The organism is Photobacterium sanctipauli, from assembly GCF_003026495.1.
GTDB classification, from domain to species: domain Bacteria; phylum Pseudomonadota; class Gammaproteobacteria; order Enterobacterales; family Vibrionaceae; genus Photobacterium; species Photobacterium sanctipauli.
Map to the genome: position 1 here is coordinate 204,487 of NZ_PYMA01000005.1, position 16,335 is coordinate 220,821.

Annotated in this window: 16 protein-coding genes; 9 read left to right on the forward strand and 7 right to left on the reverse strand. The window is 43.5% G+C overall.

Features of this window, described 5'->3' with window-relative positions:
- Window positions 1-128 precede the first annotated feature (128 nt).
- From C9I98_RS10770 to nanQ, 4 genes are all read left to right on the forward strand, one after another.
- Complete coding sequence (locus C9I98_RS10770) at window positions 129-836, forward strand: N-acetylmannosamine-6-phosphate 2-epimerase (protein WP_036823661.1); 708 nt, start codon at window positions 129-131, stop codon at window positions 834-836.
- Window positions 833-1,726 carry an N-acetylmannosamine kinase gene (locus C9I98_RS10775; protein WP_107271952.1) on the forward strand — a complete coding sequence of 298 codons (894 nt, stop codon included), beginning with the start codon at window positions 833-835 and terminating at the stop codon, window positions 1,724-1,726. The genes C9I98_RS10770 and C9I98_RS10775 overlap by 4 nt, the downstream gene beginning before the upstream one ends.
- Window positions 1,727-1,763: 37 nt before the next feature.
- Window positions 1,764-3,257 carry a sodium:solute symporter family protein gene (locus C9I98_RS10780; RefSeq protein WP_107271953.1) on the forward strand — a complete coding sequence of 498 codons (1,494 nt, stop codon included), beginning with the start codon at window positions 1,764-1,766 and terminating at the stop codon, window positions 3,255-3,257.
- An 84-nt stretch (window positions 3,258-3,341) separates the two neighbouring features.
- Complete coding sequence (gene nanQ, locus C9I98_RS10785) at window positions 3,342-3,809, forward strand: N-acetylneuraminate anomerase (RefSeq protein WP_036823802.1); 468 nt, start codon at window positions 3,342-3,344, stop codon at window positions 3,807-3,809.
- 383 nt (window positions 3,810-4,192) lie between these two features.
- On the opposite strand, the gene C9I98_RS10790 is transcribed toward nanQ, so the two are convergent.
- Together C9I98_RS10790 and C9I98_RS10795 are read right to left on the reverse strand one after the other, a co-directional pair.
- The gene (locus C9I98_RS10790) at window positions 4,193-5,260 is read right to left on the reverse strand and encodes a porin (protein WP_051902256.1); all 1,068 of its coding nucleotides are present in this window, start codon (window positions 5,258-5,260) and stop codon (window positions 4,193-4,195) included.
- Window positions 5,261-5,782: 522 nt separating this feature from the next.
- Window positions 5,783-6,571 carry a M48 family metallopeptidase gene (locus tag C9I98_RS10795; protein ID WP_036820965.1) on the reverse strand — a complete coding sequence of 263 codons (789 nt, stop codon included), beginning with the start codon at window positions 6,569-6,571 and terminating at the stop codon, window positions 5,783-5,785.
- A gap of 92 nt (window positions 6,572-6,663) precedes the next feature.
- Here C9I98_RS10795 and C9I98_RS10800 point away from each other — a divergent pair, with 92 nt between their 5' ends.
- The 4 genes from C9I98_RS10800 to C9I98_RS27025 all read left to right on the forward strand — a co-directional run bounded on the left by C9I98_RS10800 (window position 6,664) and on the right by C9I98_RS27025 (window position 9,168).
- On the forward strand, window positions 6,664-7,104 hold the full coding sequence (locus C9I98_RS10800; RefSeq protein WP_036820968.1) for a hotdog fold thioesterase: 441 nt from the start codon (window positions 6,664-6,666) through the stop codon (window positions 7,102-7,104).
- The gene (locus tag C9I98_RS10805; protein ID WP_036820971.1) at window positions 7,101-7,334 is read left to right on the forward strand and encodes a DUF3389 domain-containing protein; all 234 of its coding nucleotides are present in this window, start codon (window positions 7,101-7,103) and stop codon (window positions 7,332-7,334) included. Before C9I98_RS10800 ends, C9I98_RS10805 begins: the two co-directional genes overlap by 4 nt.
- Before the next feature lie 233 nt (window positions 7,335-7,567).
- Window positions 7,568-8,455: a phosphotransferase gene (locus C9I98_RS10810; RefSeq protein ID WP_036820974.1), complete on the forward strand. Its 888-nt coding sequence runs from the start codon at window positions 7,568-7,570 to the stop codon at window positions 8,453-8,455.
- A gap of 80 nt (window positions 8,456-8,535) precedes the next feature.
- Window positions 8,536-9,168: a putative ATP-dependent zinc protease gene (locus C9I98_RS27025; protein WP_107271954.1), complete on the forward strand. Its 633-nt coding sequence runs from the start codon at window positions 8,536-8,538 to the stop codon at window positions 9,166-9,168.
- 83 nt (window positions 9,169-9,251) lie between these two features.
- On the opposite strand, the gene C9I98_RS10820 is transcribed toward C9I98_RS27025, so the two are convergent.
- Window positions 9,252-10,067 (reverse strand): DUF2797 domain-containing protein, encoded by an 816-nt coding sequence (locus tag C9I98_RS10820; RefSeq protein WP_036828311.1) that lies wholly within the window; start codon window positions 10,065-10,067, stop codon window positions 9,252-9,254.
- 239 nt (window positions 10,068-10,306) lie between these two features.
- On the opposite strand from C9I98_RS10820, the gene C9I98_RS10825 reads away from it, so the two are divergent.
- On the forward strand, window positions 10,307-10,753 hold the full coding sequence (locus tag C9I98_RS10825; protein WP_036828455.1) for a c-type cytochrome: 447 nt from the start codon (window positions 10,307-10,309) through the stop codon (window positions 10,751-10,753).
- A gap of 84 nt (window positions 10,754-10,837) precedes the next feature.
- Here the strand turns inward: C9I98_RS10825 and C9I98_RS10830 are convergent, their stop codons facing one another.
- From C9I98_RS10830 to C9I98_RS10845, 4 genes are all read right to left on the reverse strand, one after another.
- Window positions 10,838-11,512 (reverse strand): cytochrome b/b6 domain-containing protein, encoded by a 675-nt coding sequence (locus tag C9I98_RS10830; RefSeq protein WP_245907134.1) that lies wholly within the window; start codon window positions 11,510-11,512, stop codon window positions 10,838-10,840.
- 172 nt (window positions 11,513-11,684) lie between these two features.
- Window positions 11,685-14,060, reverse strand: a complete 2,376-nt coding sequence (locus tag C9I98_RS10835; protein ID WP_107271955.1) for a fatty acid cis/trans isomerase — start codon at window positions 14,058-14,060, stop codon at window positions 11,685-11,687.
- A 177-nt stretch (window positions 14,061-14,237) separates the two neighbouring features.
- On the reverse strand, window positions 14,238-15,503 hold the full coding sequence (locus C9I98_RS10840; RefSeq protein WP_107271956.1) for a winged helix-turn-helix domain-containing protein: 1,266 nt from the start codon (window positions 15,501-15,503) through the stop codon (window positions 14,238-14,240).
- 246 nt (window positions 15,504-15,749) lie between these two features.
- Entirely contained in the window at window positions 15,750-16,202 is a 453-nt protein-coding gene (locus C9I98_RS10845) for a DUF3069 domain-containing protein (RefSeq protein WP_107271957.1), read from the reverse strand.
- Between the last annotated feature and the right edge of the window lie 133 nt (window positions 16,203-16,335).

Here is a 16,335-nt window from a genome sequence, read left to right on the forward strand (position 1 = left end):
TTTATAAAGATGAAGAAAAAACGTGTGCTTGATCTCCTTTTTTGATTATTTTATTTGAAGTAAAACTCCATGATGTTAATTTGGAGCTCAACTTCGTTATTGTTCTATTTTGTGGAGTGTTGCTATATATGAGCGCCGTTGCAAAAAATTGTCTTGATGTACTTCGACAAGGCTTCGTTGCTTCTTGCCAGCCAGTAGATGATGGTCCAATGGACTCACCTGAAATAGTGAGTGCAATGGCACAAGCTGCGGTTGCGGGAGGAGCAGCTGGGCTGCGTATAGAAGGAATTGCTAATCTTAAAGCGGTGAGGAAAAACGTTTCTGTACCGATTATCGGCATTGTAAAGCGTGATCTTGAAGGGACTGATGTGCGAATTACGCCATACCTTGAAGATGTGCGAGCGTTACAGCAAGCGGGGGCGGATATCATTGCGATTGATGCAACTGATCGTGTTCGCCCTGAGTCAGTGGAAGCGCTTGTCGCAGAAATTCATAAGCTGGGCTGCATTGCGATGGCAGATTGCGCCACTTATGAAGAAGGGATGCACTGTAAGCAATTAGGTGTCGAAATTATTGGTTCGACATTGTCTGGCTATACCGGAGGTGAAGTCCCTAGCGAACCTGATTTTGCCCTCGTTAAACAACTGGCAGAGTCTGGTTGTGAAGTGATGGCAGAAGGGCGTTATAACACCCCAGAGCTTGCTCGAATGGCCATTGAGTCGGGTGCTTTCTGTGTCACCGTTGGCTCGGCAATTACGAGAATTGAGCATATTTGCCAATGGTTTAACACTGAAGTTGAACTTGGTCGTAAAAAAAGCGAAAAGGCAATCGCATGAAAACTTACTTAGCTGTTGACATTGGTGGTACGAAATTAGCGGCGGCGTTGATTAGCCAAGGGCTGATTATTGAACGAGAGCAAATTTCAACGCCATCATCGCAATCACCAGAAGCCCTGAGTGATGCGTTAGCAGCCTTGTTAGTGCCATTAGCCCAAAAGGCGGATGTTGTGGCTGTTGCTTCAACGGGCATCATCAACAACGGCATCTTGCATGCGTTAAATCCCGCTAACTTAGGTGGATTGAATGCATTCCCATTGCAAGCGGTTATTGCGGAAATGACGGGTTTAGAGACCGTTGTCATTAATGATGCGCAAGCCGCTGCCTGGGCTGAATTCCAAGCATTGGAAGAGCAGTCGTCAACAAGTATGGCTTTTATCACTGTATCAACAGGGGTTGGGGCTGGTCTTGTTAACCAAGGTAACTTGCTAGTGGGTGCTAGGGGCATTGCGGGTCATGCGGGCCATATGCTTGCCGATCCAACAGGGCCTCAGTGCGGATGTGGCCGTATTGGTTGTGTCGAGAGTATTGCTTCTGGTACTGCGATTGGCCGAGAGGGCGAAGCTTTCTTTGGTAAAGAAACGACTGGTTACGATGTTTATCAGCAGTTTCTAGCAGGCAACCAAGATGCGGAGCGCATTGTTCGCCGCTCAGCCAAGGCGATTGCAAATCTGATTGCCGATTTAACCATTTCTCTTGATTTAGATGTCGTGACATTGGGTGGCAGTGTTGGCTTGGCGGAAGGCTATCTCAATATGGTCAGTGAGTACCTTGAAGCCCAGCCAGCAGTATACCGCCCCAAGGTCATACCCGCGCAGACGGGCGCAGACGCAGGTCTGATTGGTGTAGCGTCATGGGCTGCAAACCAGGCAACTAAATCAAAATCATAAACTAACTTACCTCACCCTACGTTTAGAGGAGCAACGCATGGAAACGCATGCTTTTGGTACATTAAATTATATTGTGTTAGTGGTGTACCTCGCCGCCATTATGTTGGTTGGCGTGTATTTCGCAAAACGACAAAAATCAGCAGATGACTATTTCAAAGCGGGTGGTCGTATTCCTGGCTGGGCCGCTGGTATCAGTGTTTTTGCGACAACGCTTAGCTCAATTACCTTTATGTCTATTCCGGCCAAAGCTTACACGGAGGACTGGACGTTCTTGATTGGGCAGTATATCGCCATCCTTATTCTGCCGTTTGTATTCATCTATTACATTCCGTTTTTCCGCAAGCTGAATCTAACATCGGCTTATGAATACTTGGAAAAACGCTTTGATGTAAGAATGCGCCTATTTGCCAGTATTTCATTTATGCTGTTCCACATTGGCCGTATTGCAATCATCACGTACTTGACGGCGCTAGCGCTAATGCCATTCATTGATATTAGCCCGCTAACTATCGTGTTCTTGATTGGTGTACTTTGTATTGTCTACACCTTCTTGGGCGGTATCGAAGGGGTGATCTGGACGGATGTTATTCAGGGCATCATGTTGTCATTGGCTGCCGTCATGATCTTCGTGATGATTTGCTTTAACGTTGACGGTGGTATCGGTGAGATCTTCAGCATGTCTGCACAGGCTGACAAGTATTTCCCTGCCGATAAAATGGCGTGGAGCTGGTCTGAAAGTACTATCCCTGTGCTAACTATCGGTTTCTTGTTTGCAAGCTTGCAGCAATTTACAGCCAGCCAAGACGTGGTTCAGCGTTACATCGTTACTGACTCTGTCGAAGAAACGAAAAAAGCACTGGTAACTAACGCGAAGCTAGTTGCTTGTATCCCTGTATTCTTCTTCGCGGTTGGTGCGGCACTATATGCTTACTACACGCAGAACCCAAGTCTATTACCTGAAGACTTTAACACTGGTGGTATTCTACCGTTCTTCGTTATCTCACAAATGCCAGCGGGTATCGCAGGCTTGATTATTGCGGCAATTTTCGCAGCATCGCAGTCAAGTATTTCCAGTAGCTTAAACAGTATCTCTGCTTGTTTTACGTCTGATATCTACAGCCGTTTTGGTAAGAAGAAAACGCCAGTTGATAACCTAAAAGCAGGCCGTTTGGTTACAGTAAGTGCGGGTGTATTCGGTGTGATTGCATCAACTTACCTAATCATGGCAAATGAAAGTGAGCTATGGGATGCGTTCAACAGCTTGATTGGCCTAATGGGCGGCCCAATGACTGGTCTGTTCATGCTGGGTGTGTTCGTACGACGTGCAAATGCCAACAGTGCGCTAGTTGGTGTTATTGCTGCAGTGGCCTCGATTCTAGTTGTACGTTCGAGCACTGACCTAAACTTCTTCTTCTACGGTGTTATCGGTACCTTGGTGGTTGTGATTGTCGGCTTTGTGACTGCGCCGCTATTTAAAAATAGCCACAGCGAAGAAGAGATTGCCTCACTAACGATTCAACGCCAACCATAATTTAGTTTTTATAATTCCCCCATAAAAACGCCCGAAGGCTTAAGTGTTGATGACTTAAGCCTTCTTTTTTGCAAGGAAAATTCAATGTTGTTAGCAAACTTAGACAAACCAGAGTCATACGCGTACTTGCCAGAAGCGTTGATCGCCTGTGTAGAGCACCTAAAGAGCCTAGATCTTGAGAACCTCGAGCTAGGTCGGCACGAAGTTGATGGCGACCAGGTATTTATTAATGTGATGGAGTTTGAAACCGGCAATCCAGCCGACAAGCAAGCAGAAGTTCACAAAGAGTACCTTGATGTCCAAGTGTTAATTAAAGGTGAAGAGAGAATAGACTTCGGTCTTTATTCAGAACTGAATCCAGTAAGCAAAGAATATGATGATGCTGATGATTATTACTTAGTTAGTAAAATGAATGCACAATGTACGATTGATTTAGAACCGAGAATGTTTGCTATTTTCTTTCCTGAGGAGCCTCATAAACCAGGTTGTTTTATATTTAAACCAACTTTGCTAAAGAAAGCGGTGATGAAAGTACATAAAAGTCTAGTCTAGTTTAGACGTTGCTAATTACAAAGGCCAGCATTGTATGCTGGCCTTTTTATTGGCACTTTTTAAATTGGCAATGCTCTTTAAATTGAAAATAGTGTTGCAAGGGGGATAGGTTTGCAAGAGGTGATAGGATTTTAAGTAGTAGGTTTTAAACTGGCTACAGGGTTTAACATAGAAGTAGTGATTTAATTATCAGTGGGCTTTATGGTTAATACTCCCTTTGCCTATTACAAACTCATAATATTGTATATTGATGAGGTATTAACTTTAAGCGTATGGGAATATCAGGTACTTAATGGCGTTACAGATGTAAAAAAGCCAGCAAAAAAATGCTGGCTATGGTAAAGGGTACCAATTAAAAGGAGTTAGGACAAGTTAGATTACGATTACCATTCAAAACGAAGGCTAGTTGTGAATACATCGCCTTGCTCAATGCTACTTACTTCAACACCCGTTGCGGATACCGTTGATTTACCACCACGGTTGTTGGTGTAGTTTAGGTATAGTGATGTTCTTGGTGTGAAGCGATATTGCAATTCAGTTTGAATAGCATCTTCTACGACATCGTTGGTTGATTTAGTTTCGTCAAACTTAAGGTAACGGTAACCAATTCTCGCTACCCAGTCACCAAATGTGTACATGGCGCGGAAATCCAGACCTATTGTGCTAGCGTCTTTCGATGAACTTCTTAAATCAAGGTTTTCCTCGGTATAAGCGGCACCTAAGTAAAGATCTTCGTAAAAGTACTGTGTACCAATACCATAGGTCTCGTAAGTCGTTATGTCATTCATTTTGTCGTAGGCTTTATCTTTTTGATACATGACAACTGGATGTAAAGTACCTGCTTTGCCTAGGTCAATCGAGTATTGTGCGGCAGCGTTATACGCATAATCTACCGAAGAGTTAGTGATGTAAGCAGCTGAATAGTCAAGGTTTCCTATATTGTTACGGTACTGGAATGTACCGTTCTGACGAAACACAAGCGCTGCACTTTCATCTACTGTACCAACATGGAAGCCTGCAACAGGGTCGCCGCCGGTTGAGAAAATATCACCGATATTGGTAAACATAGTTAGGCCGGAAACAACACGGCCAGCTTCGATGCGGCCATATTCGCCCATATCGATACCCGCCCAAATGTAACGAGCTTTCCAATCGACATTATCTTTGTCATCTGGCACTAGTTGATATTGGGCTTGTCCCATAACAGCCATAGTGTCATTAATAACTTGGCGGCCATTAAAGCCTAGACGGGCATTATAAGTACCATTTGTCTTACGTTCACCAGTTGCTTCGCCATTCTCATCTTTTTGCTTGGCGTTTTTAAAGTCCGCTTGGGCACGGCCATAGGAATTAAGAACAGAACCATCTTCCGCACGATATATTTCGGCGGCAAAAGCACTTGTTGATAATAAAGTAAGTGGAATAATAATGGACAACGATGATTTTTTCATTGTAATGCCTTGGTTTTAATATATTTAAGGTGAATAAATTCCTTCCCAATAAGGGAATAAATATGGTAGTGATTAGTTGAATTGTTTATAAGTTATGGCGTAACTATAGCTCCATTCATTAATTCATTTTTTGCAATGGGGTAATTATTTTATTAGCTTATTCTTGATCTTTTGGAGTTAAACTTCAAGGTGCAAACATCTAAATGGAGATTTGCTTCTCACTTTATTTTTTCTAACTTTTGTTTGTAAGGGGTTTAATTGTGTTTTTATTTTTGGTTTGTTTTTGTTTTTGTTGTGTTGTTAGATATGTGTTTGGTGAATTTATTCGTTATTGTTCTATGTTGCTATTTATTGTTTGGGGGAGGTATGATGGTGTTCTATTTCAGGTTTTAGCGCTAAGTTGTTTTTTAACAGCTAGGGTCTATTTAAATGGCAATATAATTTTGAAAAGGCGAAGGTACAAATTGCTCGTGGCAATTTGTACTTTTTACTAGCTATATTGTCTCAGGAGGTGCCTCAAGGCTACAAAGTACAATTAGGCTTTGAAGCGGGCGTGTTCGGCAGGCGTGTGATTTCAGCGCGTAAGTCATCAATCCGTGTGCTGTGCGATGGGTGAGTTGACAGTAATTCTGGCGGTTGGCTTCCTCCAGATGCTCGTGCCATGTTTTTCCATAGGCTAACACTTTCATTTGGATTAAAGCCGGCTTCAGCCATTAGCTGTAGACCAATGATGTCGGATTCAGACTCTTGGGCACGGCCATAAGGCATTAATACTCCATATTGAACGCCAAGGCCCAAACCGGCCATCGCTGCATCATGATACTCCGTTCCGCTAATTGCCATGCTGGAGATTTGCATTCCGATGTTAGCCAACTGCGAGCGAGACAAGCGCTCGTTACTATGGTGGGCAAGGACGTGGCCGATTTCATGTCCAATGACAGTAGCAAGTTGATCTTGATTGACTGCAACATCAAGCAAACCGGTATATACACCAATTTTACCGCCAGGCAGGGCAAAGGCGTTAACTTGCTTGCTATCAAATACCACGACCTCCCATTTACCCGCTTGATTGCCACTTAGCTTTTTGGTTAGGGCGTCTGTGACGCATTGGACATACTGGTTAGTTTTTGGGTCAGTGTAGATTTTCTCTTGTTGTTTGAGTTGCTCAAATGACTGGGCGCCCAGTTGAGACATGTCTTGTTCTGAGAAAAGTAGGACTTGTTGGCGCCCTGTTGGCGAGCTGCTACAAGCCGCGAGAAGCAATGTAGCTGCTAAGGCACCTGCGAGTTTAGTATGTTGTTGATAATTCATTGAAGATTCCTTTCATTCAATCCTAAAATCACGATAGCAGAATTATACATATTGTGTATCATCGTAAGAAATAGGCATGCACGGAAAAAATCATGGCAATTTGGAAAAAAAACTTCACGTTAGAGTCTCTGAATCAAACCTCGGTAAACACCTTAGTTGAACACTTGGGTATTGAGTATGACTCTTTTGATGATAGTAGTTTAACTGCGATAATGCCTGTTGATGCGCGTACCCACCAACCTTTGGGTATGTTGCACGGTGGGGCATCGGTGGTACTGGCTGAGACGCTAGGATCGATTGCTGCCAATATGTGTGTTGATGAAGGTAAATATTGCGTTGGGCTAGATATCAACGCCAACCACCTGCGGGCAATGCGCAGTGGTGTGGTTAGAGGCAAAGCCACGCCAATTCATATCGGTGCAACCACCCAAGTATGGCAAATAGAAATTGCCGATGAGCGCGATAGACTTGTTTGTACTAGCCGGCTGACAATGGCTGTTATGACTCACAAGAAAAAAGCGAGTGAAGCATGAACATTACGTTTTCAGAAGGTCGCATTATCGCCAACCAACATGAATTGGTTGTGCGTTTAAATGGCAATGCTCGTGTGACTTTGCAAGCCATGGTTGATGATGTGAACCTGATGGGGAAGGGGGCCAATGTGATTACTGCAATGGGAAGCGGGGTCAATTGGTCTGTTAAACTCGATGACCAACAACAACTTGAACAAGTAGCAGAGGCCATAGGTGTTGCTATTCAATAGTTGAAACTCCTTATTGCCCTTACTGCCTGTAAGGGCAATGGCAATTTAATTAAATCAATCCCAATTTAAATGAGAGCTTGAGCTCATTCCTGCCCTTTTTGACCTATTTTGCTGGCGATTAGCTGCTTTGTGTTGCATGCTGGTAATGCGAATAAATCTAATAAATTCATAACCTTGATGTTTATTCGTCTTGGGAATAATTGTCAGCTCAACAATGGGAAAAAGGATTGCCGATGAATAGACCTCAGCTAAAAAAAATAGCTGAACTGGCGTATCGGACCATGTTCCGGCAAGCGCCTGATTTGTGTGAAATTCAAGAAACATTTTATGGATGGGTGGTTTTTCTAGCGTCTAACAAAGGCCGTGTCGTCGTTAAGTTTTCAAGGGAAATCGGCCGCTTGGCTAAAGAGGTGGAAGGCCTTGAGCGCTTAGCTAAAGTGCTGCCTTGTAAAGTACCGGAAGTGTTATTTTTTGGTCGAGAAGACGGATATAGCTATATCGTTTTGGAGTGGGTTGAAGGGGTGTCAGCGCACCAGTTACCTACCGATGATAAGGCTATCGCCGCTTTTCGCGAAAGTTACCTAAATATCTTGTTGTCACTTCATGAGCAACAAGCCCCGCAAGGATTCGAAGTTGGCAGCGGTGAATATGTGCCAAGTTTTCTTGATGCCTTCGAGCAATGGATGGAGCCAGTATGCCGCTATGTACTCAGTAGTGGTTCGCCATTTTCTAAAGAGCTAAAAGCGTCCTTTACCTCACTGTGGGAACACAAAAGTGAACTGTTGAACCCAATGTCTCAGCATAGTTCGTTGATTCACGATGACTGCCACCTTGGTAATGTGCTATTTGATCCTAAAACCTACCAAGTATCTGCGGTGCTTGATCCATGTGATGTTGGTTTTAAGCATCGGGAAATGGATCTTTTCCATCTATATGATGTTCGCCCCGAATTAGAACTTGTTGAGCATTATTGTCAGCAGCACCCATTAGACGATGGTTTTGAAGCCAGGCGATGGTTTTTCAGTTTATGGGATGATGCCAAGCATAGCCGTAATATGGGGTGGTATGATGAAGCTTGGCTACAGGATAAGGTAGATAAATATCAGCGATTTTTTTCATAAGAATGAATTGTCTGCCTAGTTTGTCTGGGTATATTTGGTATATATTGAATTACATGGATGTATAGGGAGAAATAATAATAATGAAAAAAGTAAGTGCGCTGTTGCTGTTTTTATTGTTATCTGGATGTGCGCAGCAAACGACTCAAGTGACTGAGCCGACACCAGAACCGGAAATTGGTGGGACGCCTGATCCAGAAACCCCGCCAGTAGTCGTTGAACCTGAAGTACCGGTTGAACCAGAAACATCAACGCCAGAAGTGATACCGGAACCAACACCTGAATCGAAACCGATTGAGCCTGTGGTTCCCGTTATGACTAAAACCGAAGATGGTAAGCTGATATTGGGTGCTGAAGAGTGGATTTGGCTATCGCCAGCCAACCGTTATGTTCGTGCTCAAGTCGATTCAAATAAGAAACTGTCAACAATTGGTGTAAGCCAAGTTCAAGCATTTGAACGTGATGGTTCTGATTGGGTCAAGTTTAGTGCAGGGGGCAACTCGGTTGAACTACCTGTCGAGCGTTGGTTAAAGAGTAAATCAGACGATACCCGACAAGCTGTTGTTAAGTTAAGGGCGAAACTTGGTGAGTTGAATGAACTTACAGAGTTTGCTTTGACAGCCGGTAAAGGCATTATCCTGGGTGGTAATTTTATTAAAGACGTTGCCGTTGTTGATGGTAGCCGAAAATATGTACAACCTAAATCAGCTAAGTAATCTGATGTGCTAGAAAAAACGGCTGATTTCAGCCGTTTTTTTTATGCTTAATTTAAGCTCAACAGACCTTAACCTTGCGAGGTTTACTCAGTTTCTACCATCACTTCGTAACTGGTGAATTTACGAATGTTAATCACACCCGTATCAAAGATGAGGTATTGGCCTTTGATGCCGAGTAATACGCCTTCGACAACAGGCTCTTTATCGAAATTATGCGACGTAATTTTGGTCGGGTATTGTTCGACCGGATAGAGGATGTCGACAATTTCCTCGTCGAGCGTTTCTACGGCATCTTCCCCATATAAAGCGAGCAACTCATTAATCTTGGCTTCGATTTCAGGTAGCAACCTAGCGGCTTCTTCCTTAAGTGGTAGGGGATCGTTATCTCCTTTGAGCATTGCACGCCAGTTGGTTTTATCTGCAACCATATCGGCTAATGCCACTTCAGCGAGACCTGAAATTTGGCGTGTTTTCACTTTCAGAATCGGAAGTGCCTGCGTTGCACCTTGATCAATCCAACGGGTAGGGATTTGCGTATGGCGGGTAATCCCCACTTTCAGCCCCGAAGTATTTGATAGGTAAACGTAATGCGGGATCATACAATTAGCTTCTCCCCACTCTGGTTCGCGACATGTGCCTTTGGCATAGTGGCAAGTTTCCGGCTTCATGATACACATGTCACAACTGGCTAATTTCTTCATACAAGGGAAGCAATGGCCTTGTGAGTAGCTTTTCTTGGTTTTCTTACCGCATGAGCAGCAGTAGATATTACCAGTATGGGTGAGTTTTAAGTGTTTACCGATAAGCGGATTCAGCGCGAGTTGCTCTTCACCGACTGGCAGAAAGTAGTCGACCTTCTCTCCCAGGGTTGATCGCATTTTATTCAGTGTACCTTGCATGACTTTGCTCTTGTCGTTGTATTTTGGGTGATAATACCAGCCTACGTAATAGCGTGCTGCATTAATCCTGAATTCATATTAATTATGACTATCTATATAGTTTCATTTGTAAATTTTTGTAAGTCCAAAGTGGTAATTGTTTACTGTTGTTTGCAGATTGGTATCATTCTCTTATCTAAGTGTACGTTTTTTCGGCATTGATATTACTTGGGTACAAACAATAATAAGGAAGTGAGCAAATGAAAAAGTTAGTTATTGCGGGGCTTGTTTTAACAGCAACCAGTATTTCGGCCAGCCCTTTTGAAAAGCCAACAGATGCAATTGAATACCGCCAGTCAGCTTTCTCGATGATCGCCACCAACTTTGGCGACATGGCTGAAATGGTTAAGGGTCGTAAAGATTGGGATCAACAGCAATTTAGCCAGCGTGCGCAGTTTATTTCTCAATTATCACTAATGCCGGAAGAGGCGTTTGCCGTTGAAGGTACTGATAAGGGTGATACTAAAGCAAAACCAGAAATTTGGTCTGACTGGGACGGCTTTACAGCGAAACTAAACAAGTTCCAAGGCGACATGGCTAACTTGGCAAAAGTGTCAATGGACGGTGATGAGCGAGCCACTAAGCGTGCGTTTGGTGAAGCAGCGAAGAACTGTAAATCTTGCCATAGCGATTACAAGTACCGCTAAACCAGCGTTACCGTTATTTGAAACAAAGCCCAATGTGATAAATAAACACATTGGGCTTTTTAGTTGATGCAACGAAATGAAGGATTAGAACAGGTAGACAACTATATCTTTGGCAAACTGTTGGTAAATCACTGTACCAATAATGATGAATACTCCCCAAGCTATCAGGCTGTTTGTTAGCTTAGGTTTGTCATTTTCATCCAGTGATTTCTTACCATGCAACATTGGTAGAATCAGGTTTTCTTTTTTAAGCAAGTAAACCACGATGGCAAATAAATGAAGGCCAATTGCACCTAGCATGATGTTGAAATTAATGGCGTGGATTTCTGTCATCAGGCTGCTAGTAGCGCCGCTGACATACATGGCAAACGGCCCTTCTGAAATGATGTCATCGGTTGCAAATAGCCCAGTGGTTAACTGGGTTGCAATAAGCAACATAAAGGCAACTACCATGTAGGCGCCAGCCGGATTATGGCCGACATGCGATGGTTTGTCCTTTGAATGCATACTCGCCAAGTACTTCAAAGTGGTACGGGGTGAACGTACAAAGTGCGTAAATTTGGCTGTGTCGCTACCAACCACACCCCAGACAAAACGGGTGAGTAACAGCGCGAGAAGAAAGTAGGCAATGCTAAAGTGCCAATCCATTAATCCTTCTGTACCTGTATACCACAGGCCAGCAATCGAAAGTGCTTGAAGCCAATGGTAGCCACGAATAAAACTGTCCCAAACGGGAATCGGCTGAACAGACGTTTGCATATTCACTCCCTGACAACGACGTTAATAAACCTATAAACTTGATAAGGGTATTTTACAGGGTGTGTACAAACACGCTACAAGGTAGGGCTAACATTTTCAAATATTTACAAAAGCCCCTGTGACAAAATGTCACAGGGGCTTTTATCTTAGCTTGCTATGGCAATGTAAAGTGTTAGCGGTTTTGCAGGCGGTTATAATCGAGTAGGCCAGCTTCAACTGGATACGCATCTCGGTATAGCTGGTTTAATTTGTCGCTGAACGCCCAGAAATCCGGTGCGGTTCTGCGCACGGCGTATTTATCTAGCAGCTCTCTATAGGCCTGCTCTGAATCGACATAACTGAGTTGGATGGCCAGCATTGGTAGTTGAGACTCTTTTACATGCCAAAACGCGCCTGGATAGCTGCCAAGGATCCCTTTGACCAGAGTGACATCATCAAGCTCGTAAAGGCGATTAGATTCTTCATTAAACAGGCTGGAAATATTCTTATGGGCGCTGTTTTGTATAAGCGTGAACATCTGGGCGGGTGCTTTAGTGTCTGTCGGCTCAACCATAATGAAAGTCAGCTCTGGTAAGAGGTTGGCTGGCTTGCCAGTAACCGAGTCAATCGACTCAAGCGCTTTAATTGATTGTGGTTGCAATGAGGCATCCTTAAAGGCGTAGCGAGTTGAGTTAACCGATTCAAGCTTCTGTTCTAGCATAAACAGTAATTCACCCTTTGGATTCGTTGTTTTGTACTCAACGCCTGATGGTTGATCAAATTGGTTGATATCGCCTTTGATAAAGTCACTTAGGTGCTGGTTGGCCCCTTGATACCAGTCTGCCAACTCTTTGCGTCGAACATCGGCTGGGAGTAGTGACAGGAAGTTAGATTCACCTTCCATACGTAAGAAGTCCATGTACATGCGTGTCACTAACTGGTGGCCAAAATTACCATAAACATCAAAGCCTGCAACGAGGAGGTAGTGGATACGCTCTAGCAAAGAGTAATCAAGTACCCATGCTGTTTTTGGGTGGTCGCCAACCAGCCCTTTGGTTACGGTTGCACTATCAAAATGGCGGAAAACGGTGAGTGTTGCATTCGGGTTATGGCCATCACCTTCCCAAATAAGCTCAGTCGTTAGATGTTCGCCATTTTTAAATGCCTCTGAGAGGAATTCATTTTTAGCACGTAGGAACCGACCTTGCTGCTTGGCATAAGACACCCAGTTTGAGATCGGCAGTGTGTTACTCTCTTTTTCTGCTGGCAAGCGCAGGTTATGTGCTTGTGAGGCATAAAACTCATTCACGCTTGGGGTATCCGACATCGCGGGATCAACGAAGAAAACCCAGAAGCGATCATTAATCACATTTAGCGCTAATTGCCCACGGCAAACCGGGCCTTTAATGAAGCCCATAATGGTGTTTTGGGCATTATCAAGCATGAAGCGATAACGGCTGTTTACCGGCAACTGGCTAAATGCCATTAATGGGTTAGCCGCTAGTTTAGGCTCATACCCGGGTAGAGCAGAGACTGTGTAAGTTGGTTCGATGAAAAGCGCTTTATAACGTTCAAGCTTGGTATTGTTGAGCGCATAGGGCATGTGTGTTTTATCAACAATGGTCTCTCTTACTTGCTGAAAGCGATAGTAGACTCTGTCAGCATGAGGATCATCAAATGGCCTTCTGGTTGCAATAAGGTCAATTGGCTGGCCGGGGGCAGTACGCGAGCGTACTAATTTAAAGAAGGTAGGGTTGGCTTCATCATCAAAATAGAGGTGTGAGACAAAAAGGTGTTCGTAGATATAACGGCTGACTAGTTGTTGCTTTAGGCTGGTGCCGTTGAAGAAGGCTTCCCATTGAGCGACTTTCGCCATGGTGGCTTCGCTAGGGGCTGGCACTGATGCCATTGGTGAGCCAGCGGCTAACCAGTCCATCAATATTTGATTTTCAGTATCGCTAATTTGTGGCAGGCCATAGGGCATTCCCCATTGTGGATAGCTTTGCTCATAACTGGCCATTTCCTCAATGGTGGGGCACTGTTGATCTCGGTCTAGGGAAAAATCCCATTGGCTGTCTTCAAGTACTGCTTGGGTAGGGAGTGGGTGTGCTTGTTTTAGTTGTAGCATCCTTGCCATCACACCTGCTTGGGTGTTAGCTTCGGCTGATTGCTCTCGTTCGTTTAATACTGGGGTAAAGCCTTTCTCACGCCATTCAGCGGTAGTTTGCGCATCAATAAACATTCGGGTGGTATTGGCGGCAAGTAGACGAGTGCCATGGTACACCTTTTCTTTATTCGAACCTCGATCGATACCTTCTGCTGATGACATCTTCAACTGGCAAGGCGCATCATAACAGGCGTGGCAGACAACACATCGGTTTTCAATGACTGGCTTTACGTCGGTGAGGTAGTTATTCGCCAGAGGAGCAGCTGGTGGAAGTATCCGCTGTTTTGGAGATGCTTCCCCATAAAGTTGATCGAAATTCAAACCTGCGTAGACGGCACAGCCTGAAAAAAAGAGGGTGATCGCCACCAAGAGTGTTCGTTTGCTGTTTTGTAAGTTAATCATTGTAATTATGGTCTTCTGTAGAATGCCGTTATTCTATGATTATATTGCAAAATGTGTCTGTGTTTTTTTATTTGTTTAATGAATTTATCACTGTGTTTCTGAATGATTTTGCAAACCATTAGAAACAAGTGAGCCATGCATTAGCATGGCTCATGGTGTTTTGGGCGAATGTGTAGATTAGTAATCTTCGTAATTGAACGTTGTAGCGGCTTGGTCACTGTTATGGGCCCAATAAAGGCCAACTTCGTCATTGAGCACCAGATCAAGGTAAGGTTGGTGGTATAACAAGTAAGTGTAGGAAATTGTCTTTGACTCAAACCTGTCTTTCACCTGCTTCTCAACCATCAAGGCGGTAGACTCATTTTCAGTGATCAAGTCGTTATCTTGATATGCCCAGTGGTACATGCCAGGTTTCAGCTCCCCGACCGCCATGAAAGGTGAATTGTTGACTGCTTGCGTAATGACTGCCGAGCCGATGGATAGTGCATGGTGATACTCGGTGTCTTTTTCAGCAATAAATGTGAGATACGAATGGTTAAGTTTGCCGTCTTTGTTCTTTGACATGTAGTGATAAACAACTTGCGAATCAATACCAGATTCATCAACAAACTTCAGAAACACTTCGGCCGTAGGATCCCGAGCCATATCCGTTTGGATAATTGGGTCTTTACGAATAATGTTTAGGTTCGTTAAGGTTTGGTGTTCAAACTTATCCCAGTCATTGAATGCGATCAGATAAGATTGATCGGTATATGGCTGGCAATAATTAGCTTCATCGCGTCGACACCATGAGACAGAATAATGCTGTTCACCTTTGTAAGCGTAAAGCATGATATTAGTTAGATTAGCAACAGTGCCTTGTTTTTCATGCTGGGTATAAATTTTCTGGAGCTTGGATTCGAGATCATCAACACCGGCATTGCTTAAACCAATGATGGTGATATCGGTAGTCCCCAGTGTTAATGTACGTGTTAGGTATTCGTCTTGTGTCGGGTATTTGTAGCCATACACCCAATAGAGACTGGCAAGCGCAACCATGATCACCCCAAGTAAGCTCACCATGATATAGGGTAGGTAAGCACGGGTGATTTTGGTGAATTCAATCGGTTGCTTGTCGACATAAACTTCTTGGCTGAAGCGGGTGATTTGGTAACCTACACGCGGCAAGGTTTCGACAATTTCACCTTTGCTGTTTTCTTGTAATTTGACACGCAGGCTTCGGATTGTTTGAAACAAAGATGCTTCAGATACTACGCGTTCAGGCCAACCCGCCTTAAGTAATTCACTTTTAGTGACAGGGCGGTTCGCATTATCAATAAGAAATTGAAGAATATATTGCTCAGAAAGGTTGAGTTTTTGAGTCGTCGTTTCCGATTGGATCACACCAAGTGATGGTATGAAAAATACACCATTAATAAATTTATATTTATGCTTACCAGACATCGACACCTCAAAATCGTTCTTACCCAATGATATTTATATATTCAACCTATTGACCTTATGGCTGAATGGTTTTGCTTACTGGTATAAGAAACGATCAATAACACATGTTTATCATTTAGATAGATTTTATCATGAATAATGACAAATAAAATCATTACTTTTAAAAGGGATATGTGAAATATAGGGTAGGGTCTGAATAAAAAAATAGGGAGGTCAATCCTCCCTATATCAGTAATTCTGAATAGATTACTTTTTGAAGATTTCCATGAACTCACGCTTCATTGGCGGGTTACGGCGAGCTTTCTTAAGCTGCTTACACATGTCTTTCACACAGTTGTGTAGCACCTTGTCAAGTGTTACTGCTTTGTATTCAGTAAACTCGTCATCAGTCATGTCAGCTGGCTTTTGCGTCTCTTGCATTTCGCCTAGGAAGTCGACACCTGAGTAGCTCTGGCTTAGTGCAACAAGCGCGTGGAACTGTTCGAAGTTATCAAGCACATTTTGTGCACTTGCAGGTAGTTGATCCCATGCTTCGCGAGAAGTTGGCTCAGATGCTTTGTAAACGTTGATCAGCATGTCTAGAAGCTCTTCTGGCACTTCTTCAAATTCAACTACTTGACGTAGCTCTGGTGAGCAATCGTCTAGTGTGAATTTTACTTCTTCAATGATTTGCTCTTCTTTGTTTTCGATATCAGACATCGCTAATTCCTACAGCATTAATAGTTTAAGGAGGGGAATCCTAAAGCCCTGTGGTAAAAAGTCAACTCTCACCCTATTTGAGTAAAGCGAGTTGAGCTTTTATCTGTTTAGAATTTATCCTCAACTCAGTCAA

What these genes read in the sequence shown, in the direction of transcription:
- C9I98_RS10770 (WP_036823661.1), top strand. Translation starts at nt 129, where the DNA reads ATGAGCGCCGTTGCAAAAAATTGTCTTGATGTACTTCGACAAGGCTTC.
- C9I98_RS10775 (WP_107271952.1), top strand. Translation starts at nt 833, where the DNA reads ATGAAAACTTACTTAGCTGTTGACATTGGTGGTACGAAATTAGCGGCG.
- C9I98_RS10780 (WP_107271953.1), top strand. Translation starts at nt 1,764, where the DNA reads ATGGAAACGCATGCTTTTGGTACATTAAATTATATTGTGTTAGTGGTG.
- nanQ (WP_036823802.1), top strand. Translation starts at nt 3,342, where the DNA reads ATGTTGTTAGCAAACTTAGACAAACCAGAGTCATACGCGTACTTGCCA.
- C9I98_RS10790 (WP_051902256.1), bottom strand. Translation starts at nt 5,260, where the DNA reads ATGAAAAAATCATCGTTGTCCATTATTATTCCACTTACTTTATTATCA.
- C9I98_RS10795 (WP_036820965.1), bottom strand. Translation starts at nt 6,571, where the DNA reads ATGAATTATCAACAACATACTAAACTCGCAGGTGCCTTAGCAGCTACA.
- C9I98_RS10800 (WP_036820968.1), top strand. Translation starts at nt 6,664, where the DNA reads ATGGCAATTTGGAAAAAAAACTTCACGTTAGAGTCTCTGAATCAAACC.
- C9I98_RS10805 (WP_036820971.1), top strand. Translation starts at nt 7,101, where the DNA reads ATGAACATTACGTTTTCAGAAGGTCGCATTATCGCCAACCAACATGAA.
- C9I98_RS10810 (WP_036820974.1), top strand. Translation starts at nt 7,568, where the DNA reads ATGAATAGACCTCAGCTAAAAAAAATAGCTGAACTGGCGTATCGGACC.
- C9I98_RS27025 (WP_107271954.1), top strand. Translation starts at nt 8,536, where the DNA reads ATGAAAAAAGTAAGTGCGCTGTTGCTGTTTTTATTGTTATCTGGATGT.
- C9I98_RS10820 (WP_036828311.1), bottom strand. Translation starts at nt 10,067, where the DNA reads ATGCAAGGTACACTGAATAAAATGCGATCAACCCTGGGAGAGAAGGTC.
- C9I98_RS10825 (WP_036828455.1), top strand. Translation starts at nt 10,307, where the DNA reads ATGAAAAAGTTAGTTATTGCGGGGCTTGTTTTAACAGCAACCAGTATT.
- C9I98_RS10830 (WP_245907134.1), bottom strand. Translation starts at nt 11,512, where the DNA reads ATGCAAACGTCTGTTCAGCCGATTCCCGTTTGGGACAGTTTTATTCGT.
- C9I98_RS10835 (WP_107271955.1), bottom strand. Translation starts at nt 14,060, where the DNA reads ATGATTAACTTACAAAACAGCAAACGAACACTCTTGGTGGCGATCACC.
- C9I98_RS10840 (WP_107271956.1), bottom strand. Translation starts at nt 15,503, where the DNA reads ATGTCTGGTAAGCATAAATATAAATTTATTAATGGTGTATTTTTCATA.
- C9I98_RS10845 (WP_107271957.1), bottom strand. Translation starts at nt 16,202, where the DNA reads ATGTCTGATATCGAAAACAAAGAAGAGCAAATCATTGAAGAAGTAAAA.